The following is a 19822-nucleotide window of genomic DNA, read 5'->3' as shown; positions in this document are numbered from 1 at the left end:
GCACGCACTGGACGACGCTCCTTCCGGGCAAACATTGCCGGTCGCGGCACTAGCTCCGTACTTCGCGGGTGGCAGTGGATGGTGGGTTCCAGCGGCAACGCGCAGTCGTATGGCCTGCGGTTATCGGCGACCATCCTGTTTGCGCTCGCTGCGCCGCAGGGCCCGACGCTGCTTGCCCGGCAGGGTGGCGGCTAACTCGCCCACCAGGGAGACGTCGTGGCACGTGCCATCCCGGCCGCCCCGGCACCACCACACCGGTGGGCCTGCCGAGTCCGCTTCGCTCTGGTACCAGCCGTCGGCGGTTCCTGCGGGCCGAGGGTGCATTCCGATCTTGTGTGCCGAGCAGATCGGCCAGACCTGCCAGAGCAGCTCCATGATGGTCTCCTGCGCCGCATCCGCGACCACGGACAGGACCGTCGTCGCATCGTCCGGCTCTGGCGGATCGCCCTCCTCCAGGTCGCACGAATTGACCGAGTTGCCGTGCCAACGGCCGTCCGGCATCGCCACGTAGATCTGATCTCTATCGATGGATCTCCGGGGCAGCGGCTCGCAAGACGGGGCAAGCATCAGTATCAGCGCGTCCTGGCCTGGCAGGGTTGCCATCAGGTCGCGGTTGACCATGGCGAGCGCAGCCTCCAACTTCGGCCACTGGCCGGGCTCGACTCGCCTGGGTTCCGGGAGGTGCTGCCACTCGTGACCAGGACCGATGCTGAAATGCGAGAAGTAGTTCACCGAGGCATCGTCCCAGCCATTCCATTGCTCACCGGTGGCTGAGGGCGAAATTTTCTCCCTGCTAGGGCCGTTCAGGTCTCTGGCCAGCGGGGGTGTGTGGGTTCGAGGCCGAGGAGGTCGAGTAGGTGGAGCTGGATACCCCGGGTGATGGCGATGACGGGTGGGTCGGTGGCCCTGCCGACTCGTAGCCGGAGGTCGGAGAGGTGGTAGAGGATCATCCGGCCGGTGGGTCGCACTCTCTGGTTGCCGGGGTAGAGGCCCCGCATCTTCTGGTCGGCCCCGAGCGCCCGGCGGACCTGGCGTTCGATCAGGCAGAACAGCAGCAGGGCCAGGCAGATCACCGCGATCAGTGCGGCGACGCGCTTGTTGTCCTGCACGAAGATGGGGGTGACGGCCAGCGGGCCCTTGAAGTCGCCGTATCTGCGCTCGACCGCGCCCTGGCCTTTGTGGCGGCGTAGTACTTCGCTGGGATCGGCCTGTTCGGGGGTGAGGGTGGTCAGCAGCGCATACCAGCCGTCGACGGCTGCCTCGGCCTGGAGTACGTCCTGGTCGAAGTGCCAGGACAGGGTGGGCCGTCCGGTTTCGCCGGTGGTGATCTCGGTGTGCAGGCAGCCGGAGACCCGGCGGGTCTTGGTGATCACGCCGACGCGTGCGGCGATCTTCTCGGCGGTGTTGTAGTAGCGGCCGCCGGCTGAGTGCTGGAGCTTGTCGAGGTCCTCGCGGGCCTTGGCCAGGCGATTGTCACGGGCCCGCTGCTGGCCTTTGGCGTTGCCGGTGGAGTGCACCAGGATCCGGCGCACCTCAAGCGGGGGATCGCTCTTGCGGGGCCCGGCCAGCAGGTGGGTGTCCTCCAGGACCCGGTAGGTCTCGCGCGCTCCGGCGGGGGTGTCCTCGTCGCGGGCCGGTGTGTAGTCCACGACGGTGGCCGATTCAAGGTCGAGGGCGGCGTAGACCGCATCGTCGATCCTGGATGCGGGGGCCGGGGCGATGAAATCGGTCCCGGCCTTGATCAGGGCGGTGACGTTGCCGTAGGAGATGAGCTTGGAGTCGGCGATCAGCAAGAACTCCTTCGGCCCGGCCATCGCGCGCAGACTGTTCATGGTGCCGGTGATCTGGGAGATCTCCGCGGCTCCACCGTCGATGACGCGGGACAGCAGCGGGATGCCGCCGTCGCCGGTCACCGCCAGTCCGGTCTGGATCTGCTTGAGGTCGTAGCGGCGGTCCTTGGGATGGCCGTGCTTGATGCGGGGATACTCCTCGTCCTGGTCCTCGGCCGGGTAGGCGCCATACAGCGACATGGATGTCATGTCCCAGTGGAACGTGGACACATCGATGCCGAACTCTCCGATCGCCCGGGCCCCGACGCTGTCGGTGATCTCCGTCAGGTGCGGGGCGATGGCGTCCAGGGCCCGGCCCAGACGGTCGTCGTTGAGCAGCTCCGGCTCGATCCCGAAGACTTCCTCCACCGCCCACTCACCGGCCCAGCGATCCACCCGCCACAAGGGCGCGGGCGCGGTCAGCCGGTTGGCCACCAGCGCCTCGATGACCTGGCCATGCGTGAGGTGGGCGATGTCGCGGCCCGGGCACAGCCGGTCGACGGTCCCGGCCACATCCAGCCGGCGCAGAAACTCGGCAGCGACAGGCAGAGCGCCCAGACGCTTCTCCACCACAGAGGTGACCACACATTCCATGCGCGGACGCACCGTCCGCAGCCGCGGGGACCGGGAAGACTTCGTCACACCCGCTCAACACGACCACCCCCGGACCGGACACGGCCAGGCAGCAACTCCACCCGACTCAGCCACCCGCGAAGTACGGAACTAGCAGCCGCTCAGCCCCAGGAAGCGTTCCGCGTTGCCGTGCGTGATCAGCTCCCGGCCGCGTTCGTCGAGGAAGGCGCTCTTGCGGACCACCTCACCGACCGGCCGTTCCCCCAGCGGATACGGGTAGTCGCTGCCCACCATCACCCGGTCCGCGCCGACGGTGTCGACCAGGAGCCGCAGGGCACGGTCGTCGAACACGACCGAGTCGACGTAGAAACGGCCCAGATAGTGCGAGGGCGGGTGCTCGGAGGTGCCGATGACATCGTTCCTGCCGTGCCAGGCGTTCTCCATCCGGCCGAGCCAGAAGGCGAACGACCCGCCGCCGTGCGCGAAACAGATCTTCAGCCGGTCGTCGATCCGGTCGAAGGCGCCGCCCAGGATCAGCGCGAGGATCGACAGATGGGTCTCGGCGGGCATGGCCGTGAGCCACTGCGCCATCCACCGGTCCAGCCGCGGTGAACTCGCCATGTCCCAGGGGTGCACGAAGACCGGCACATCGAGCGAGGCGCAGTGCTGGAGAAAGGTCACGACGCCTTCGCTGTCCAGGTCGCGATCACCGACATGGTTGCCGATCTCCACTCCCCGGTGCCCGTTGGCGATGCTCCGCTCCAACTCGCGGCAGGCCGCGTCGGGATCCTGCAGCGGCACCTGGCAGAACGGGATCAGCCGGTCCGGTGCCGGGGCGACGATCTCCAGCGCGAGGTCGTTGAAGATCCGCGAGACCTTCGCCGCCTCGGCACCGTCGCGACCGTAGGTGAAGAACGCCGGGGTGGGGGAGACCACTTGGCGGTGCACGCCGTCCGCGTCCATGTCCCGCAGCCGGGTTTCGGCGTCCCAGGCATCGGCCCGGATGCGCCGGAACTCCTTGGAACCCATCATGATCACGGCGTCGGACTCGGACTCGATCCGCAGCCAGGGGGCGTCCGGGCCCACCTCGGCCGTCAGATCCGGCCAGCCGCGCGGAACGTAATGCGTGTGGATGTCGATCGTACGGTTCACGCTCAGCCCTTCCCAGGGTGCAGCGCACCACAGTTCGGGCACGTACGCGCCTTCTCGTCCCCGTAGAACTCGGTGAAGACGGGCGGCAGATCCGCGACGATGTCCCGCACCTGGAGTTCCACCTCGTGGATCTTCGTGGCGCACTCGGGGCAGTACCACTGGAACTTCTCCAGGGTGCCCTCCTCCCGGACCCGCTCGATGACCAGCCCGATCGAACCGGCGTCGGGCCGCTGCGGGGAGTGCGGCACATTGCCGGGCAGCAGCCAGGCCTCGCCCTGCCGGATGTGTACGGTCCGCGGCCCGTCCTCGGTCATCAGGTCGACGTGCATATCGCCCTTGACCTGGTAGAACCACTCCTCGTACGGGTCGAGGTGGAAGTCGGTGCGCTGGTTGGGACCGCCGACGACCTGGACGATGAAGTCCTGTCCCAGGGACATGGTGCGGTTGTTCACCGGCGGCTTGAGCAGGTGCTCGTGCTCGGTGATCCAGCCCTGGAAATCGATGACCGGGGGAATGACGGTCATGAGGACACCTCCGTGCTGTGCGCTGTGTGTGACGTGCGGGGCCGCGGCAGATGGACGACGGCCTGGATCTCGATCAGCAGATGCGGATGCGGCAGCTGATGCACCGCGACGGTCGTCCGGGTCGGTCCCCGCTCGTCGAAGAACTCGCCGTAGACCTCGTTGTATCCGCCGAAGTCGTTCATGGACACCAGATAGGTGGTGATCTGCGCGATGTCGGAGAGCTCGGCACCCACCTCGGCGAGGATGTCCCGGATGTTCTCGATCACCGCCCGGGTCTGTGCCCGGATGTCCAGCTCCGTGGTGCCGAACTCATCGGCCTCGACACCCACGAACGTGTTGTCGGGCCGGCGTGAACTGGTACCGGAGACGAACACCAGGTCCCCGACGACCTTCACATGGGGGAACCGCCCGCGCGGAGTGGCCTTGCCCTCGATCACCCGTGAACCGCTCATCAGTACCCCTTCACCGTGACGGACCCCAGGCCCGCCACGTCGCACTCCGTGACCCCGGGCACCAGCGGCACGGCCGCCGTGGCAGCCCCCGCGAGTACCACCTGGCCGGCCTTCAGCGGAATCCGGCGGCGCCGGCACATGTCCAGCAGCGCGTGGAGCGCGTGCACCGGGTCGCCGAGGATCGCGGCGGTCGAACCCACCGCTTCCGTCGCCGCGGTACGCAGCCGCACCGCACGGTTGGCGACGCTCTCCACGGGCCGCCACGGGCCGATCGCGTAGCCAGCCGCGGAGGTGTTGTCCGCGACGACATCGGTGTACGTGAACCGGAAGTCCCGGTAACGCGAGTCGATGATCTCGATGGCCGGGGCCACAGCGTCCACGCAGGACTCGATGTCCGTCAGCGGATCGTCCAGATCGACGTCCCGGCACAGCCGGTAGGCGACCTCGGGCTCCGCCTTCGGATGGATGAAGCGCGACAGGTCGACCCCGTCGCCGTCCGCGATCCGCATCGCGTCGGTGAGCCGGCCCACGATCACGTCCGAGACGCCCATCTGGGCCATCTTGGCCTTGCTGGTGAACCCCAGCTTCACGCCCACGATCCGCTCGCCGCGCGCCACCCGCAGCGCCAGCAGCGCCGCCTGCACGGCATACGCGTCGTCGATGTCCAGCTCGTGGCTGTCGGCGAGGCTCGGGGTGTCCTCGCGGGACGTCTGCGCCGCGTCCAGCCGCTGCGCCAGTACGCCGGTCAGTTCTGCCGAAATCACTTGTTGCTCCCTTCCGTCAGGGCCTCGTGCCGTGCGGCCAGGTCCAGTGCGATGTCCACGATCAGGTCCTCCTGGCCGCCCACCATCTGTCGCCGGCCGACCTCCAGCAGGATCTGCCGGGTGTCGACGCCGTAGCGCCGTGCCGCGCGTTCGGCGTGCAGCAGGAAGCTGGAGTAGACACCGGCGTAACCGAGGGTCAGGGTCTCCCGGTCCACCTGCACGGGCCGGTTGCGCAGCGGCCGGACGATGTCGTCGGCGGCGTCCTGGAGCGCGAACAGGTCGCAGCCGTGCTCCCAGCCCAGCAGGTCGGCGACGGCGACGAATGGCTCGGCCGGGCAGTTCCCGGCTCCGGCGCCTTGCCCCGCGAGCGCCACATCGACGCGGTACGCGCCGTGCTCCACGGCGGTCACGCTGTTGGCGACCGACAGCGAGAGGTTCTCGTGGGCGTGGATGCCGATCTCGGTGGACTCGTCCAGCACCTCGCGGTACGCGTCGACCCGGGCCGCGACATCACGCATCGTCAGACGCCCGCCGGAGTCCGTGACATAGACGCAGTGCGCCCCGTACGACTCCATCAGGCGGGCCTGCCGGGCAAGTCCTTCAGGGGAGTTGAGATGGCTCATCATCAGGAATCCCGAGACGTCCATCCCGTTCTCCCGCGCCCAGGAGATGTGCTGCGCGCCGACATCGGCCTCGGTGCAGTGCGTAGCCACGCGCACGCTGCGCACCCCGAGCGCATGCGCGCGGCGCAGATGGTCGATGGTGCCGATGCCGGGCAGCAGCAGCGTGGTCAGCTTCGCGTGTTCGAGGACATCGGCCGCGGCCTCGATCCACTCCTCGTCGCTGTGCGCGCCGAACCCGTAGTTCGCGCTCGAACCGCCGAGCCCGTCCCCGTGCGCGACCTCGATCGCCGCGACCCCGGAGCGGTCGAGCGCGGAGACGATCCGGCGCACCTGGTCGACGGTGTACATGTGCCCCATCGCGTGCATGCCGTCCCGCAGGGTCACGTCCTGGACGTACAGCTTCATGCGGTCACCCATCCTCGAAGTGCGGCGACCTTCTCCGCGGTGCGGACCGCGGCGGAGGTCATGATGTCGAGATTGCCCGCGTAGTCGGGCAGGTAGTGGCCGGCGCCGAGCACCTCCAGGAACACCGAGATCCTGACCCCGGTGACCCGCCGCCCGAGCGCCGGTACGACGGTGTCCTCGACCTGGTCGAACTGCACGTCCTGCTTGAGCCGGTAGCCGGGCACGTACTCCCGTACGGACTGCGCCATCCGCTGGACGGAGGCCACGATCCGGTCCCGGTCGGCGTCGGACAGTTCGCCCTCGACGAGGCAGAAGACCGTGTCACGCATCGCGAGCGGGGGTTCCGCGGGGTTGAGCACGATGATGGCCTTGCCGACCTCGGCGCCGCCGACCAGCCGGATCGCCCTGCTCGTGGTCTCGGTGAACTCGTCGATGTTGGCCCGGGTCCCGGGACCGGCCGACTTCGACGCGATGGAGGCGACGATCTCCCCGTACGCGACCGGAGCGATCCGGGAGATCGCGGCCACGACCGGAATGGTCGCCTGTCCGCCGCAGGTCACCATGTTGACGTCGGCCGCGGCCAGATGCTCGTCCAGATTGACCGACGGCACCACGAAAGGCCCGAGAGCCGCCGGGGTGAGATCGATCATCAGCTTGCCGTGCTCCGCGGCAAGCTGTGCGTTGCGCACATGGGCCTTGGCCGAGGTCGCGTCGAAGATCACCTTGATGTCGGCGAACTCGGGCAGTTCCACGAGCCCGTCGACACCGCGATGCGTGGTGGCGACCCCCAGCCGGGCGGCGCGGGCCAGCCCGTCGGAGTCCGGGTCGATCCCCGCCATCGCGCCCATGCGCAGTGACTTGGAGAGCCGCAACACCTTGATCATGAGGTCGGTTCCGATGTTGCCGGACCCGATGACGGCGACCGCAACGGTGCCGGTGGCGGATTCGGTTTCGGTTGCTGTGTCGCTTGCGTGGGAACTCACTTGGTCTCCTCCTCGATGACTGCCTCGACCTCGCCGAGCCCGTCGAGCGCCAGCCGGTACCGGCCGGGACCGTTGATCGGCACCATCGGGCCGAGTGCCCCGGACATCACCACGTCACCGGCCCGCAACGGCTGCTCCCGTGCGGCCAGTTCGCGTGCCAGCCAGGCCACGGCGACGACGGGTGAGCCGAGGCAGGCGTGGCCGGCACCGAAGGAGACCGGCTCGCCGTCCCGCTGGAGCACCATGCCGACCCGGGAGAGGTCGAGCCCGCTCAATGAATACGGGGTGGTGCCGAGCACGACCGCGCCGCTGGAGGCGTTGTCGGCGACGGTGTCGGTGATGGCCAGGTCCCAGCCGTTGATCCGTGAATCGACGATCTCGATGGCGGGCAGCACGAATTCGGTGGCCCGCAGCACATCGGCGACACCCGCGCCGGGCCGGTCGATGTCCCGGCCGAGGACGAAGGCGATCTCGCCCTCCGCGCGCGGCTGAAGGAACCGGCTCAGCGGCAGCGGCTCGGCGTGCGCGAACATCATGTCGTCGAAGAGCACCCCGAAGTCCGGCCGGAACACGCCGAACTGCTGCTGCACGACAGGGGCGGTGAGGCCGATCTTGGCGCCCACCACCCGGGCTCCGGCCGTGCTTCGGGCGGCGGCGAGACGCCGTTGGACCTCGTAGGCGGTATCGATGTCGTCGCGGCCCAGGAACTCCCGGACGGGAGCACACGGAGTGCCGGTGGCGGCAGCGGCCGTCAGGCGTGCCACGGCCGCGTCGATCCGCGCGGAGAGATCGGGGTTGTCGTGATCGGTCACAGCTGTACACACACATTCGTCGGCTCGGTGTAGAAGTGCAGGGAGGACGCGCCGCCCTCGCGGCCTATGCCGGAGAGTCCGACACCGCCGAACGGGGAGCGCAGATCGCGCAGGAACCAGGTGTTGACCCAGGCCATCCCGACGTTCATCGCCTGGGCCACCCGGTGCCCGCGGCGCAGGTCATTGGTCCATACCGAGGCCGCGAGGCCGTACTCGGTGTCATTGGCCAGGGCGATCGCCTCCGCTTCGGTGTCGAAGGGGATCAGGGCGGCCACCGGACCGAAGATCTCCTCCCGCACGGCCCGGTCCGCGTTGGTCAGCCCCGTCCACAGCGTCGGCTCGATCCAGGAACCGTCCGCGAGGTCGGGGCCGAGCTGCGGCACGCCACCGCCGGTGAGCACCTTCGCTCCGGCCTGCTCGGCCAGCTCGAAGTAGCCCAGCACCTTGTTCCGGTGCGTCTGGGAGATCAGCGGTCCGGTGGTGGTCCGCTCGTCGGTCGGCCGCCCGAGCCGCAGGCCCCGGGCCCGCTCCGCGAGCCCTTCGGCGACATCGGCGAAGACCGAGCGCTGTACGTAGACCCGCTCGGTGCACAGACAGACCTGACCGGTGTTGGTGAAGACCGACTTGGTCAGCCCGGTCAGCGCCTCGTCCAGGTCGACGTCGTCGAAGACGATGGCGGCGTTCTTGCCGCCGAGTTCGAACGACACCGGGCGGACCCGGGGCGCGACGGTCTTCATGACGTGCGAGCCGGTCGCGGACGAACCGGTGAAGGTCACGCCGTCGATTCCCGGGTGCGAGGTCACGTACTCACCGGCGGAGTCGCCACCGAAGCCGTGGACGACGTTGTACACCCCGGCGGGGAGCCCGACCTCGGCGAGCACCTCGGCCAACAGCGTGGCAGTTGCGGGGGTCTCCTCGCTGGGCTTGACGACCAGGGCGTTGCCGCAGGCCAGGGCCGGGGCGACCTTCCAGGTCAGCAGGAGGAGGGGCAGATTCCACGGGACGACGACCGCGACGACGCCGAGCGGCTTGCGCACCGCGTAGTTGAGGGCCTGCCGACCGCCTGCGAGGTCGGTGAGGAAGGACTCCTGTCCGGCGGCGGCCACCACATCGGCGAAGGTGCGGAAGTTCGCCAGAGCACGCGCGACATCGAGCTCCCGCGCCTGGGTGACCGGCTTGCCGGTGTCGGCGACCTCCGCGGCGACGAACTCCTCGAAGCGCTCCTCGATCCGGTCCGCGGCCCGGCGCAGCAGCGCCGCGCGTTCCCGTACGGGCGTCGTCGCCCATCCGTCGTGCAGGGCCCGCCGGGCCGCTGCCACGGCGCGGTCCACCAGTGCCTCGTCCGCCTCGTGCACCCGGGCGAACACCCGGCCGGTGGCCGGGTCGGTCTTGTCGAAGCCGTGGTTCTCGTCGGGCTCCACGAACTGCCCGGCCACGAAGTTGCGGATCCACCGCCCAGTCTCTGCCGTCATGCGTCCCACTGTGATCCGCGCATCCATGCCGGACAAATGCGATTCCTGTGCAGAGGCATACCTGAAAGGGCATACCTGCTTCACGGCTCGGTGGCGCGGGGCGGGCAGCCGCCAACCATGCACCTGCTATACCGGAACAGGTATGGCAGGTTTCCAATTCGGTATTTGTGCGTCATGTCTCAGGGAGTCAGGATCCACGGTTAACGACGGGTGAAGCCCGGCCGTCGTAGCGGCTGTCCGGAGCGAACCGCCCACAGCCCGCCATCCAAGTGATAGGTCACCCCGTGAACACTTCACCTCACGAAGAACGCTCGGGCGGCGCCCGAGCCACTGCCGGAAGAACCGCCCTCGCCACGCTCGCAGGCACCACGCTGGAGTGGTACGACTTCTTTCTCTACGGCACGGCCGCGGCGCTCGTCTTCAACCAGCAGTTCTTCCCCTCACTGAGCCCCGCCGCAGGCACCCTGGCCGCCTTCAGTACCTTGGCCGTCGGCTTCATCGCCCGTCCGCTCGGCGGCCTGGTCTTCGGTCACTACGGCGACCGCATCGGCCGCAAGGCGACACTGGTGGTCTCCCTCCTCCTGATGGGGATCGGCTCCACCCTCATCGGCGCCATCCCGAACTACGACTCCATCGGATTCTGGGCACCGGTCCTCCTGGTCGCGCTGCGCATCGTCCAGGGCATCGGACTCGGCGGCGAAGGCGCCGGAGCCACCCTGATGTCCATGGAGCACGCACCGCCGGACAAGAAGAACCTCTACGCGGGCTTCCCGCAGATGGGCACACCCGGCGGACTGGTCCTGGCCAACGTCATCTTCCTGACCACAAACTCCGTCCTGGGCGACCACGCCTTCACCTCATGGGGCTGGCGCATCCCGTTCCTGCTCAGCTTCGTACTGGTCGCCGTGGGGCTGGTGATCCGGCTGAGGGTGACCGAGTCGCCGTCCTTCGCCCGCGCCCGCGCCCGGGACGAAGTGGTCAGGTTCCCGCTGGCCGAATCCCTCAAGGTCGGATTCCCCAGGCTCGCGCTGACCCTGCTCGCCGTGGTGGCGAACTCGGCCGTCGCGTACGTGTTCATGGTCTTCACTCTGTCCTACGGCTCCCAGCACCTCGACTACGACAAACAGTTCCTCATCGTGGGCGTCACCATCGCGGCGGCCCTGTGGTTCGTGACCATCCCGGTGTGGACACGGTTCGCGGACCGGCGCGGCCGGCGCACCATGTTCATCGCCGGATCCGCGGCCATCCTCGTGTGGTGCGTCGCCTTCTTCCCGCTGCTCAACACCGGCAACTCCGCCCTCGCTGTGGTGGCGCTGCTCGGCATGGGGCTCATCATCCCGGTCACCCACTGTGTGCAGGGCAGCATCATCGTCGACACCTTCCCCGTCAACGTCCGCTACTCGGGCTCCTCTTTGATCCTGCAGGGCGGTGCCATCCTCGGCGGCGGCCTCGCCCCCATGATCTCCACGGCGCTGCTCAACTCGGGCGGGTCGTCGACCGGGGTGACGTGGTACCTCGTCGGGATCTGCGCCGTCAGCCTGGCCGGCGCCGTCGCCCTGTTCCGCCTGGTGCCCGAAGGAGCGCCCGAACCGGTACCGGCGGCCACGGTGGAATCGCTCTCGGGAAGCGGCGCGTGACCGGCTCCGCCGTGGTCCGGTCCGGCCCGGTCCGCTACGCCGTGGCGGAACGCTTCGCGCGGCCCCGCCCGGTGCACGGTCGCGATGCCCGCCCGTCGAGCGGTGAGATCTGTCCGCAACTGCCGTCCAGGCTCGACACGGTGATGGGACCGCCGCTCGATCGGCACCCGCAGGGCGAGGACTGTCTGAACCTGACGGTCACCACATCCGCCCGCGACAGCGCGGCGCGGCCGGTGATGGTCTGGTTCCACGGCGGCGGATTCAGCAGCGGCGCGGGCCTCATGGACTGGTACGACGGCGGAGCACTCGCCACCGAGGGCGATGTCGTCGTCGTGTCCGTCAACTACCGTCTGGGCGCGCTCGGATACCTCTGCCTCGACGGTGTCGCCGAGGGCAACCTCGGCCTGTACGACCAGCTCGAAGCACTCCGCTGGGTGAAGGCGAACATCGCCGCGTACGGAGGCGACCCCGCAGATGTCACCGTCTTCGGGCAGTCCGCCGGAGCGCTCTCCATCCTGCTGCTGATGGAGCTGCCCGAAGCCCAAGGGCTGTTCCACCGCGCGATCCTGCAGAGCGCACCGTTGGCGATCGCGACACGGTCCCGGGCCGATGCCGCCGCCCTCGGCCGGATCTTCACCGAACGGCTCGCGGCCCACGCCCCCGGAGCCGACCCGCGGACCGCCGCCCCCGCCGCCGTACTCGCAGCACAGCGGGACACCGCCCTCGCCCATCGGGAACGCTCCGGCTCGACCCTGGAACCACCGTTCGGCCCAGTCGAAACGGGCGCTGCCTTCCTCGACGCACACGTACGCGGCATGGACATCGTGTACGGCTGGAACGCGGACGACATGTCCGCCTTCCCCGGGGAGAAGGGCGGAACGCGGAAGAGCGGCGAACCGATCGACCCGACCCGGCGGATGTACGCCGAACCGCTCGCCGCCCTGGGCCAACGGCTCGTGCGGGCCGGTGCCCGGGTCCACGCCTACCGACTGGACTGGCGCCCGGCAGGATCGGATTTCGGTGCCACGCACTGTGTGGAACTGCCGCTGCTCCTGGGTTCCCCGGCCGCCTGGCGGCACTCACCGATGCTGGGGGACACCCCGTGGGACGAGGTGGACGCTCTGGGCAGAGCGATGCGCGCCGCCTGGACCGGCTTCGCCCGCACCGGTCGTCCCGGCACCGTCGCCTCGCCCCTGACCTGCCGCGAGATCCTCGCGTTGCAGCCGTAGGACACCGACTGCCCGGGCCCGGCTACCGTTCCGCCGCGCCCGCGACGGGATCCAGCAGCTCGACGACCCGGAACCGTTCGGCGACGACCATGGTGTCGTCGTCGACCGTGAACTCCGGGTCGCCGAGCGCCTCCCGCATCTCCTTGCCGTGCCAGAACTTCTCGTGGCCCGCACGCCACTCGGCCACCGATCTGTCCCCCTCGCCCTCGTCGATCGCATGCTGGAGATCGACGTCGCCGAGGCGCAGCACCCGTACCTCCGTCACCTCCAGCACCGCGAGCTCCCGGCCGTCCGAGTCGATCAGCGCGGACCGCTCGCCCACCGGAGGCAGCTCCTCCCTCTCCGCCTCGTACTCCGCGAGCAGCCCGGTCGTCGACACCTTCGCACCGGCGAGCACCGCCGCCACCAGGCGATCGCGCAGCGGTCCGGGGAAGGCGAGCAGAAAGGGCTTGAGAGGTTCACGGTTCGCCATGGCACCAAGTCTGACATGGGCCGCCGTACGCCGCGCCGGTTCGGGCACCGGGCCGCAGGCCGGTCGGCGGCTGGTCGCGGCCGCCAATCAGCCGGTTCATGACCGGAGTTGGCAGAGAGGCCGGGCAGAGTGCCCGCCGCACATGGCGATGGCGCCCGCCGACCCGGAGGCATGCCGTGGCATACGCACCGGGCCGGTCGGGCGCCATCGGGCACGGCCCCGGCTTGCGCCGCGGGGGGAGGGCCGTGCGGGAGGGGGCCGGTCGCTACAGGACCAGCGAGAGCAGCAGGATGAAGGCCAGCGAGACCACGGAGATGATGGTCTCCATCACCGACCAGGTCTTGATCGTCTGACCGACGTTCATGCCGAAGTACTCCTTCACCAGCCAGAACCCGGCGTCATTGACGTGGCTGAAGAAGAGCGAACCCGCGCCGACGGCGAGGACCAGCAGCGCGGCGTGGGATGTTGACATGTCCGCTGCCAGCGGGGCGACTAGACCGGCCGCCGAAATGGTGGCCACGGTCGCCGAGCCGGTCGCGAGCCGGATCGCGACGGCGATCAGCCAGCCCAGCAGCAGCGCCGGGATCGACCAGTCCTTGGAGAAGTCCAGGATCATCTGGCCCACACCGGCGTCGATGAGGGTCTGCTTGAAACCGCCGCCCGCACCCACGATCAGCAGCACACCCGCGATCGGGGCGAGGGACTTCTCGACGGTGGTGGAGAGCCGGCCCTTGGTGAAACCGGCCGCCCGGCCCAGCGTGAACATGCCGACTATGACGGCCGCGAGGAGCGCGATCAGCGGCGAGCCGATCACATCGGTGATCCGCTGGACGTGGCTCTCGGGGTTGTCCACGACGATGTCGACCAGGGCCTTGACGAGCATCAGCACGACGGGCAGCAGGATCGTCGCCAGGGTGGCGCCGAAGCTGGGACGCCGTTCCAGCTCCTCCGAGGGGCGCTGCGGAATCATCTTCTCCGGAGCCTTGATGTCCACCCAGCGCGCGGCGTAGCGGGAGAAGACCGGCCCGGCGATGATCACGGTCGGGATCGCGACCAGGACACCCAGCGCGAGCGTGACGCCGAGATTGGCGCCGAGGGCGTCGATCGCCACCAGCGGGCCGGGGTGCGGGGGAATCAGCCCGTGCATCACCGAGAGACCGGCCAGCGCCGGGACACCGATCCGCATCAGGGAGTAGTTGCCGCGCTTGGCGACGAGCAGCACCACCGGGATCAGCAGTACGATCCCGACCTCGAAGAACAGCGGCAGACCGATGATCGAGGCGATCAGGACCATCGCCCACGGCATGGCCCGCCCGCTCGCCTTCGCCAGGATCGTGTCGACGATCTGGTCCGCGCCGCCGGAGTCGGCGAGCAGCTTGCCCAGAATGGCGCCGAGCGCGATCAGGACACCGACACCCGCGACGGTCGAGCCGAGGCCGGCGGTGAAGCTCGCGATCGTCTTCGCGGGCGCGGCACCGGCGAACGAGCCGAGCGCCAGCGAGCCGATGGTCAGCGCGAGGAACGCATGCATCTTGAACTTGGTGATGAGCAGAACGATGACGGCGATGCCCGCCAGTACGGCGATGCCCAACTGCGCGTTGCCTGCCGAAGTGATCGGGTCGACGGCGTCCGCTGCCAGCGTCTCGACGCTGAGACTGGTCACGGTGGTGATCCTTAGTTTTCGAGCCGGCGCAACGCGGCGACGGCTCGCTGGGTGATTTCTTCGGGGGTACCGGACACGTCGACCGAGACACCGGCCTCGTCCTCCTGCAGCGGCTGCAGGGTGGCGAACTGCGAGTCGAGCAGTGCGGTGGGCATGAAGTGCCCCTTGCGTTCCGCCATGCGCTTCTCGATCAGGGTCCGGTCGCCGGTCAGATGGAGGAAGACCGCACCGGGGGCCTCGGCGCGCAGCCGGTCCCGGTAGACCCGCTTGAGCGCCGAGCTGCTCACCACCCCGCCGAGCCCCGCCCGGCCGTGCGCCCAGCGGCCGATCGCATCGAGCCAGGGCCACCGGTCGGAGTCGTCCAGCGGGATACCGGCCGACATCTTGGCGATGTTCGCCGCGGGATGGAAGTCATCGCCCTCGGCGTACGGAACGCCGAGGGCGGCGGCGAGCAGGGGGCCGACCGTGGTCTTGCCGGTCCCTGCGACGCCCATCACCACGACGACGTGGGGGGTGCTCATTGGTGGTGCCTCGCTGTCTACTTCGACGTCTTCCTCGACATCGGTCCGTCGCGCTACTGAAACCCATACGTACGACTTATTCAAGATGTTGTGACATAAACGTCGTACTTTTTGTTCCTGAGTGGGGCCCCGTAGGCTGTGCCCATGACCACACAGGGCCCCGGGCTGCATACACATGTGCTGGACACCCTGGGTCTGGAGATCGCCGCAGGGGAGCACCGGCCCGGACAGGTACTGCGTACCGACGAGCTGGCCCAGCGCTTCGACGTCTCGCGCACGGTCGTGCGCGAAGTGATCCGCGTCCTCGAATCCATGCACCTGGTCGAGTCCCGGCGCCGGGTCGGCGTGACCGTACGGCCGACCGAGGCGTGGAACGTCTACGATCCGCAGGTCATCCGGTGGCGGCTGGCCGGCGCCGACCGCCCGCGCCAGCTGCGCTCCCTGACCGTGCTGCGCTCGGCGATCGAACCGGTCGCGGCCGGCCTCGCCGCCCGCAACGCCACCCCGGAGCAGTGCTCGGCCCTCACCGAGTGCGCGCTCGGCATGGTCGCCACCTCGCGCGGCCAGCAGCTGGAGGGATACCTGGAGCACGACATCGCGTTCCACCGGATCGTGCTGAACGCCTCCGGCAACGAGATGTTCGCGCGGCTCGGCGATGTCGTCGCCGAGGTCCTGGCCGGCCGCACCCATCACCAGGTCATGTTCGAGGATCCGGACCCGGCCGCGGTCACCCTCCACGTCCGGCTCGCCGAAGCGGTGCGTGAGGGCGACGCGGTGGCGGCGCAGCGGCTGACGAAGGAGATCGCGGTGGGCGCCCTGCACGAACTGGACGTGCTCGCGCCCTGAGACGGACGGCGGCGTCGGATCTCGCCGAACGCGGCATCCGAGACCCGGCGGGACAGGCGCCGGTTGCGGCCCATTCCTGCCACGTTGAGATCTTCGATGACGATCGTGCCGTACGCGCGGGCAAGGCGGGTCGTCATCTTGTGGATGGTGTCCTCGCGGAGGTCCGCGACCCGGTGGTGCACCTTGTTCCGCGCCCGGTTCGCCTTCTCCCAGCGCTTCGATGCCTGCCGACCGGCGCCCCGAGCGCCGCCGCTCCGGGAACCGGCCCGGTCCGTCGGCCCGCCGGCCGGTCTTCTCCGTGCTCTCGGCAATCTCGGTCGAGGTACTTCCCCCGTGATCCGTCATTCCTCTGCCGGTGGACCATGGAACCCCTGCCCCCGCAGGTATCGGTTCCGTGGCCCCTCTGCATCCAAGGACCCCCTGGAACCCGGGGCAGTTCAGCGGTTCGCCCCATGTGACCGAAACCGGTGCATCCCACCGGGTGGACGGCACTCGTTTCCCGCCAACGCGGCGCGCCGCCGTGACACCCTCATGGGGCGTACGGTTGTTCGTGTTCGATCTTCACCACATGACGGAAACAGGGAGACCAGGTATGGCGCAGCAGGTGCAAGGGGTCATCGCACCGGGGAAGAACGAGCCGGTACGGGTCGAGACGATCGTCATCCCGGACCCGGGCCCCGGCGAGGCCGTGGTGAAGATCCAGGCGTGCGGCGTCTGCCACACCGATCTGCACTACAAGCAGGGCGGCATCAACGACGAGTTCCCGTTCCTGCTCGGCCATGAGGCCTCGGGCGTGGTCGAGTCCGTCGGCGAGGGCGTCACGGACGTCGCGCCCGGCGACTTCGTCGTCCTCAACTGGCGTGCCGTGTGCGGGCAGTGCCGTGCGTGTCTGCGCGGCCGCCCCTGGTACTGCTTCAACACCCACAACGCGAAGCAGAAGATGACACTGCTCGACGGCACGGAGCTGTCGCCGGCGCTCGGCATCGGCGCGTTCGCCGAGAAGACCCTGGTCGCCTCGGGCCAGTGCACCAAGGTCGACCCCGAGGTCTCACCGGCCGTCGCGGGGCTCCTCGGCTGCGGCGTGATGGCGGGCATCGGCGCCGCCATCAACACCGGTCAGGTCGGCCGCGGCGACTCGGTCGCCGTGATCGGCTGCGGCGGCGTCGGCGACGCGGCGATCGCGGGCGCCCGGCTGGCCGGCGCGGCGAAGATCATCGCCGTGGACATCGACGACCGCAAGCTGGAGACGGCGAAGACGATGGGTGCCACGCACACCGTCAACTCCCGCTCCGCCGATCCGGTCGAGGCGATCCGTGCCCTGACCGACGGCAATGGCGCGGACGTCGTCATCGAGGCGGTCGGCCGCCCGGAGACCTACCAGCAGGCCTTCTACGCCCGCGACCTCGCCGGCACCGTCGTCCTGGTCGGCGTCCCCACCCCGGAGATGCGGCTGGAGCTGCCGCTCATCGACGTCTTCGGCCGCGGCGGCTCGCTCAAGTCCTCCTGGTACGGCGACTGCCTGCCCTCGCGCGACTTCCCGATGCTCATCGACCTGCACCAGCAGGGCCGGATCGACCTCGGCGCGTTCGTCACCGAGACCATCGGACTCGGCGACATCGAGCAGGCCTTCGCCCGGATGCACGACGGTGACGTGCTGCGCTCGGTGGTGATCCTCTGATGGCCGCCCGCATCGACCACCTCGTCACCTCCGGCACCTTCGCCCTCGACGGCGGTGAGTGGGACGTCGACAACAACGTCTGGATCGTCGGCGACGACACCGAGGCGATCGTCATCGACGCCGCCCATGACGCCGCCGCCATCGAGGCCGCGCTGAACGGCCGTACGCTGCGCGCCATCGTCTGCACGCACGCGCACAACGACCACATCGACGCGGCCCCGGCCCTCGCCGCCGCCACCGGTGCGCCGATCCTGCTCCACCCCGACGACCTGCCGCTGTGGAAGCAGACCCACCCGGACCGCGCCCCGGACGGCGAACTGGCCGACGGCCAGGAGCTGGAGATCGCCGGTACGACGCTCCGGGTCCTGCACACCCCCGGCCATGCCCCCGGCGCCGTCTGCCTGTACGCCCCCGAGCTGTCCACCGTCTTCACGGGCGACACGCTCTTCCAGGGCGGACCCGGCGCCACCGGACGGTCCTTCTCCCACTTCCCGACGATCGTCGCGTCGATCAGGGACCGGCTGCTCGCCCTGGATCCGGAGACCACCGTCCGCACCGGACACGGCGACTCCACGACGATCGGCGCGGAGGCCCCGCACCTGGACGAATGGATCGCCCGCGGTCACTGACGGCCATGGCTGCTCACCGGTCCGGCCACGCGGAGAGCCGCAGCCCGCTCTCGAAGCGGCGCGGCCCGCCCGTGACCGGATCGGTGAACTCCAGTACCCGGGCGAGGAGTTGGAGCGGTTGTGACCAGTCGTCGGCCGCACCCTCCGGCCGGACCACCGGATAGACCGGGTCGTGGACGAGCGGCAGCCCCAGGCTGTTCATGTGGACCCGCAGCTGATGGGTGCGCCCGGTGGCGGGCAAGAGCCGGTAACGGCCGAGTCCCGCCCGGTGCTCCAGGAGCTCGATCCGGCTCTCACTGTTCGGCTCGCCCGGCTCCTCGCGGGCGGCGACGACCCCGCGCTCCTTCACGATGCGGCTGCGTACGGTCCGCGGAAAGGCCGGGCCGGGGTCGTACGGTGCCACCGCCTCGTACTCCTTGCGCACCAGACGGTCCCGGAACAGCGTCTGGTACGCGCCCCGCTCCTCGGGGCGTACGACGAACAGGACGAGGCCCGCGGTCAGCCGGTCCAGCCGGTGCGCGGGCTGCAGTGCGGGCAGGTCCAGCTCGCGGCGCAGCCGGGCCACGGCCGTCTCGGTGACGTGCCGGCCACGCGGTGTCGTCGCGAGGAAGTGCGGCTTGTCGGCGACGACGAGGTGCTCGTCGCGGTGGACGACACCGACCGGGAACGGCACCGGTTCCTCCGGCGCGAAATCCCGGTGGAACCAGAGGTACCGGCCCGCCGCGTACGGCTCGTCGGCGCAGACCGGCCCCGCTACGGAGACGAACCGGCCCTCGGCGAACATGGCGTCCACCCGCGCCGCCCCGATCGCCCCCGCGAACCGCGCCAGCAGATGATCGCGGACCGTCGCCCACCGCCCGTCCGGATCCTCCGGGAGCCGCAGCCGCACCGGATCGATCCCGTCCCGCTGCGCCAGCGGCGCCGACGGGGGCTTCGCGCGCCCCCTCATCGGGGCGCGCCGACCGGCACGACGGTGAACATGGTGCGGGCTCCTCGTATCGTCTCCTGGAGTGTCCGCACAGTATCGCCCGTTCCGCCCGCCCGCACCGCGCCAGGAGGCGTGACTGTCCCGGCCATGGTGGACGAAAGCGGACGTGGGCTGTCCCTTGTCGCTCAGCTCACCGGCACGTTCTGAGGGTTGATCACATGCCACAGCAGGGTCACCCCTCGGGTGTCGGCCGGCTGCTGATCCCCGGTGAACCAGTACAGCGGGGAGCCGTTGTAGGTGACTTGGTCGCCGCCGTCGGGCCGCCTCACGGTCCCGAGCGTCCCGGCGATGCCCGGCGGCAGCCGGAGCTCGGCACCGGGCTCATGCAGCAGCGGTTTGCGGGTGTCCGTACAGAGCCCGACGCAGATGAAGGTCCCGTTGCGCTCCACGTCGTTGTGGTAGAGCGTGCGCCCGTGAGGATCCGTGAACACCCGCCCCATCGTGTCGGTGTCCGAGACCATGACGGGCAGCGGAGGGGGTACGGGCGCCCGTGCGGGCTGAGGACCGGCGCCGACGCAGGACACGACGACCACTGTGGTCAGGAAGGAAGTAACCAGTCCACGCATGACG

Annotated in this window: 20 protein-coding genes and 1 pseudogene; 5 read left to right on the top strand and 16 right to left on the bottom strand. The window is 69.6% G+C overall.

Annotated features, from left to right (window positions below):
* Positions 1 to 120: 120 nt before the first annotated feature.
* The 10 genes from OG936_RS05760 to OG936_RS05715 form a co-directional block, all read right to left on the bottom strand.
* Positions 121 to 621, bottom strand: a complete 501-nt coding sequence (locus tag OG936_RS05760; protein WP_406492964.1) for a hypothetical protein — start codon at positions 619 to 621, stop codon at positions 121 to 123.
* A 182-nt stretch (positions 622 to 803) separates the two neighbouring features.
* Entirely contained in the window at positions 804 to 2423 is a 1620-nt protein-coding gene (locus OG936_RS05755) for an IS1634 family transposase (protein WP_406492962.1), read from the bottom strand.
* 129 nt (positions 2424 to 2552) lie between these two features.
* Positions 2553 to 3554: an amidohydrolase family protein gene (locus tag OG936_RS05750; protein ID WP_383753831.1), complete on the bottom strand. Its 1002-nt coding sequence runs from the start codon at positions 3552 to 3554 to the stop codon at positions 2553 to 2555.
* A gap of 2 nt (positions 3555 to 3556) precedes the next feature.
* On the bottom strand, positions 3557 to 4078 hold the full coding sequence (locus OG936_RS05745; RefSeq protein WP_406492961.1) for a 3-hydroxyanthranilate 3,4-dioxygenase: 522 nt from the start codon (positions 4076 to 4078) through the stop codon (positions 3557 to 3559).
* Complete coding sequence (locus tag OG936_RS05740) at positions 4075 to 4530, bottom strand: RidA family protein (protein WP_383753826.1); 456 nt, start codon at positions 4528 to 4530, stop codon at positions 4075 to 4077. The genes OG936_RS05745 and OG936_RS05740 overlap by 4 nt, the downstream gene beginning before the upstream one ends.
* Positions 4530 to 5291, bottom strand: coding sequence for a 2-keto-4-pentenoate hydratase (locus OG936_RS05735; protein ID WP_406500320.1), 762 nt, complete (start codon positions 5289 to 5291; stop codon positions 4530 to 4532). Before OG936_RS05735 ends, OG936_RS05740 begins: the two co-directional genes overlap by 1 nt.
* Positions 5291 to 6322: a 4-hydroxy-2-oxovalerate aldolase gene (gene dmpG, locus OG936_RS05730; RefSeq protein ID WP_383753824.1), complete on the bottom strand. Its 1032-nt coding sequence runs from the start codon at positions 6320 to 6322 to the stop codon at positions 5291 to 5293. Before dmpG ends, OG936_RS05735 begins: the two co-directional genes overlap by 1 nt.
* The gene (locus OG936_RS05725) at positions 6319 to 7305 is read right to left on the bottom strand and encodes an acetaldehyde dehydrogenase (acetylating) (RefSeq protein ID WP_406492959.1); all 987 of its coding nucleotides are present in this window, start codon (positions 7303 to 7305) and stop codon (positions 6319 to 6321) included. The genes dmpG and OG936_RS05725 overlap by 4 nt, the downstream gene beginning before the upstream one ends.
* Positions 7302 to 8117 (bottom strand): 2-keto-4-pentenoate hydratase, encoded by an 816-nt coding sequence (locus tag OG936_RS05720; RefSeq protein WP_406492957.1) that lies wholly within the window; start codon positions 8115 to 8117, stop codon positions 7302 to 7304. Before OG936_RS05720 ends, OG936_RS05725 begins: the two co-directional genes overlap by 4 nt.
* On the bottom strand, positions 8114 to 9589 hold the full coding sequence (locus OG936_RS05715; RefSeq protein ID WP_406492956.1) for a 2-hydroxymuconic semialdehyde dehydrogenase: 1476 nt from the start codon (positions 9587 to 9589) through the stop codon (positions 8114 to 8116). Before OG936_RS05715 ends, OG936_RS05720 begins: the two co-directional genes overlap by 4 nt.
* Positions 9590 to 9873: 284 nt before the next feature.
* Here OG936_RS05715 and OG936_RS05710 point away from each other — a divergent pair, with 284 nt between their 5' ends.
* Entirely contained in the window at positions 9874 to 11226 is a 1353-nt protein-coding gene (locus OG936_RS05710; RefSeq protein WP_406492954.1) for an MFS transporter, read from the top strand.
* Positions 11223 to 12455: a carboxylesterase family protein gene (locus tag OG936_RS05705; RefSeq protein WP_406492953.1), complete on the top strand. Its 1233-nt coding sequence runs from the start codon at positions 11223 to 11225 to the stop codon at positions 12453 to 12455. Before OG936_RS05710 ends, OG936_RS05705 begins: the two co-directional genes overlap by 4 nt.
* 22 nt (positions 12456 to 12477) lie before the next feature.
* Here OG936_RS05705 and OG936_RS05700 read toward each other — a convergent pair whose 3' ends face one another.
* From OG936_RS05700 to OG936_RS05690, 3 genes are all read right to left on the bottom strand, one after another.
* Positions 12478 to 12927, bottom strand: a complete 450-nt coding sequence (locus OG936_RS05700; protein ID WP_406492952.1) for an ASCH domain-containing protein — start codon at positions 12925 to 12927, stop codon at positions 12478 to 12480.
* 265 nt (positions 12928 to 13192) lie between these two features.
* Positions 13193 to 14590, bottom strand: a complete 1398-nt coding sequence (locus OG936_RS05695) for a gluconate:H+ symporter (protein ID WP_406492950.1) — start codon at positions 14588 to 14590, stop codon at positions 13193 to 13195.
* Between the two features lie 11 nt (positions 14591 to 14601).
* A complete protein-coding gene (locus OG936_RS05690) occupies positions 14602 to 15111 on the bottom strand; it encodes a gluconokinase (protein WP_406492948.1) in 510 nt (169 codons plus the stop codon).
* Positions 15112 to 15255: 144 nt separating this feature from the next.
* Between OG936_RS05690 and OG936_RS05685 the strand changes: the two genes are divergently transcribed.
* Positions 15256 to 15957 (top strand): FadR/GntR family transcriptional regulator, encoded by a 702-nt coding sequence (locus tag OG936_RS05685; protein ID WP_266745270.1) that lies wholly within the window; start codon positions 15256 to 15258, stop codon positions 15955 to 15957.
* A gap of 74 nt (positions 15958 to 16031) precedes the next feature.
* Here OG936_RS05685 and OG936_RS05680 read toward each other — a convergent pair.
* Positions 16032 to 16268, bottom strand: a pseudogene (locus OG936_RS05680) (transposase); the annotation flags it as partial.
* Between the two features lie 281 nt (positions 16269 to 16549).
* Between OG936_RS05680 and OG936_RS05675 the strand changes: the two are divergent.
* Positions 16550 to 17635, top strand: a complete 1086-nt coding sequence (locus OG936_RS05675; RefSeq protein WP_406492946.1) for an S-(hydroxymethyl)mycothiol dehydrogenase — start codon at positions 16550 to 16552, stop codon at positions 17633 to 17635.
* A complete protein-coding gene (locus tag OG936_RS05670; protein WP_266745268.1) occupies positions 17635 to 18264 on the top strand; it encodes an MBL fold metallo-hydrolase in 630 nt (209 codons plus the stop codon). Before OG936_RS05675 ends, OG936_RS05670 begins: the two co-directional genes overlap by 1 nt.
* 13 nt (positions 18265 to 18277) lie before the next feature.
* Here the strand turns inward: OG936_RS05670 and OG936_RS05665 are convergent, their stop codons facing one another.
* Both OG936_RS05665 and OG936_RS05660 read right to left on the bottom strand, forming a co-directional pair.
* Positions 18278 to 19213: a pseudouridine synthase gene (locus OG936_RS05665; RefSeq protein ID WP_406492944.1), complete on the bottom strand. Its 936-nt coding sequence runs from the start codon at positions 19211 to 19213 to the stop codon at positions 18278 to 18280.
* A 164-nt stretch (positions 19214 to 19377) separates the two neighbouring features.
* Positions 19378 to 19818, bottom strand: a complete 441-nt coding sequence (locus tag OG936_RS05660; protein WP_406492942.1) for a hypothetical protein — start codon at positions 19816 to 19818, stop codon at positions 19378 to 19380.
* Between the last annotated feature and the right edge of the window lie 4 nt (positions 19819 to 19822).

The sequence above is a fragment of the Streptomyces sp. NBC_00846 genome, assembly GCF_045207325.1.
Lineage (GTDB): Bacteria > Actinomycetota > Actinomycetes > Streptomycetales > Streptomycetaceae > Streptomyces.
Note: the sequence above shows the minus strand (reverse complement) of the source record. Positions and strands in the feature narration are given on the sequence as shown.